Origin of the sequence: Vibrio sp. V42_P2S4T144 (assembly GCF_009904715.1) — a bacterium.
Lineage (GTDB): Bacteria > Pseudomonadota > Gammaproteobacteria > Enterobacterales > Vibrionaceae > Vibrio > Vibrio alginolyticus.
This window is the reverse complement of record NZ_WXWS01000404.1, coordinates 1-2,278: the sequence shown is the minus strand read 5'-3', so window position 1 is coordinate 2,278 and position 2,278 is coordinate 1. Positions and strand designations below refer to the sequence as shown.

2 protein-coding genes are annotated in these 2,278 nt (G+C 46.0%); both read right to left on the bottom strand.

What is annotated here, in order from left to right; all coding sequences use genetic code 11:
- Positions 1 to 182 precede the first annotated feature (182 nt).
- Positions 183 to 1,643, bottom strand: coding sequence for a betaine-aldehyde dehydrogenase (gene betB, locus CAG68_RS13600; RefSeq protein WP_025767886.1), 1,461 nt, complete (start codon positions 1,641 to 1,643; stop codon positions 183 to 185).
- 18 nt (positions 1,644 to 1,661) lie between these two features.
- Positions 1,662 to 2,261 carry a transcriptional regulator BetI gene (gene betI / locus CAG68_RS13595; protein WP_017820329.1) on the bottom strand — a complete coding sequence of 200 codons (600 nt, stop codon included), beginning with the start codon at positions 2,259 to 2,261 and terminating at the stop codon, positions 1,662 to 1,664.
- Positions 2,262 to 2,278: the final 17 nt, after the last annotated feature.

Here is a 2,278-nt window from a genome sequence, read left to right as displayed (position 1 = left end):
TTTTTATTCTCCTAGGAGTTAATACTAATCACCCTAGATAAGTGAACGAAATTAGCGTAGGAAAAATGCTTGAGAACAAGGCGGAAATTTTCGATAAGTAGTTAACCTACAATCAAAATTGACAACGTAGTTATCGAGCATTTTAACAAGCTAAAGTGGTCAGTTATCTACTATGAGTAGTATCATTTGTAAGGGCTTTCGAAGTCGCTTAGCTGAACCAGAACACTCTTCGTTTGTGTGTAATGCTTAAGGGTCTCAACTCCGTTTTCACGGCCAACACCTGATTGCTTGTAGCCGCCAACTGGCATTTCTGCAGGTGAGTCACCCCATGTGTTCACCCAACAAATACCCGCTTGAATTTGATGGATCACACGGTGCGCACGAGATAGGTTTTGAGTAAATACACCTGCCGCTAAGCCATAATCTGTGCCATTTGCACGCGCAATCACTTCCGACTCATCGCGGAATTTTAGGACTGACATTACCGGGCCAAAGATTTCTTGTTGAACGTGGCTCATGTCATCATCGCAATCGACAAATACGGTTGGAGCAACAAAGTTACCATTAGCTAGGCCATTGTCTGTTACTTTGTAGCCGCCAGTGAGTAACGTCGCGCCACTCGCTTTCGCGGCTTCAATCGCTCCTAGAACTTTCGATTCATGATCTTTAGAGATTAGCGCGCCAATTTGCGTGTTCTCATCAAGCGGATCGCCGACGACTAACAGCTCGGTTCGGGCTTTAAGCTGTGCGATAAAGTCGTCATAAATACCTTCATGGACAAATACACGTGTACCGTGCGTACAAACCTCACCTTGGGTGTAGAAGTTCGCCACCATGGCCGCAGAAACGGCATCGTTTAACTTCGCATCATCAAAAATAATCAGTGGAGACTTACCACCAAGCTCCATCGTTACTTGTTTTAGTGTCTTAGCGCTGTCACTCATGACGACTTTACCGGTGCCTGACTCACCCGTGAATGAAACTTTTGCGATATCAGGATGCGCCGTTAGCATCTGTCCTACTCGGTAATCCCCTTGCACGACATTAAATACGCCATCTGGCATGCCCGCTTCTGAATAAATTTCGGCGAGCTTAAGCGCCGTTAATGGTGTTTCTTCTGATGGCTTGAAGATCATTGCGTTGCCCGCAGCCAGTGCTGGCGCCGATTTCCACATCGCAATTTGAATTGGATAATTCCAAGCGCCAATACCCGCGCAAATGCCCAATGGCTCACGACGTGTATAGAAAAACTGATCGTCGCTGAGCGGCTGCTGTTCACCTTGTAGACTTGGAGCAAGGCCAGCGTAGTACTCAAGAACATCGGCACCTGTTGTGACATCAACCGCGATAGCTTCTTGAATGGGCTTACCAGTATCTGCCACTTCCAATGCAGCCAACTCGTCATTACGCTCACGTAAAATGGCAACGGCTTTGTGTAAAATACGGCTGCGCTCAATCGCAGTCATCGCCGACCATGCAGCAAAACCTTTTTTTGCCGATTCAATCGCTGCTTGAAGATCGTCTTGGTTCGCTTGTTTAATGTTGGCCAATGGCTCACCATTCGCCGGATTGTAAGTGGTGAAGTGTTCATCTGAACACCCGTCGTACATCGCACCATTGATATAGTGTGCTTTCATTTCCATTTTGAAGACCTGTAACTTTTATATTTTTTCAGAATAAAACGTAAGTTGTTTTTCGAGATAATCGTTGATGATGATTCTCGCTCTTTCTGCATCAATGCCTTGCGGGTTGAGCGTTCCGCGCAGCCAAATTCCATCAATAAGTGATGCAATACCATGAGCAACCAATTCAGCCTGCTCTGCATTTAATAATGCTTTGAGTTCTTTTCTTAAGTGGGACAATAGACGTCGTTCGTTGACACGCTGTAAACGCTTGAGCTGCTCGTCATGCATTGAGTACGACCAAAACGCCAGCCAAGTCTTAGCAACTTGGTTTTCTGCCTGATAGCCGACAAAGTTACCGTCAATGATTGCATTAATTCTTTGGTGATGAGCATCACTTGGCAGCTCACGTAACTTCTGTGTGATAGTGGACGAAAGCTGACGCAAGATTTCTCGCATCGTTTCCTCCAGCAATCCGTGCTTACCACCGAAATAGTGGTTGATAATCCCCGTTGATACACCGGCTTCTTTGCTGATTAACGAAATACTCGCCGCGTGTAAACCGACTCTATCAATCACTGACATTGTCGCTTTCACAAGCTGCGGTTTTCTGATTTCAGGCATCCCCACCTTTGGCATTTTGCGTCCCTGTTATT

Coding starts and splice junctions, on each gene's coding strand:
- betB (WP_025767886.1), bottom strand. CDS start 1,643: ATGGAAATGAAAGCACACTATATCAATGGTGCGATGTACGACGGGTGT.
- betI (WP_017820329.1), bottom strand. CDS start 2,261: ATGCCAAAGGTGGGGATGCCTGAAATCAGAAAACCGCAGCTTGTGAAA.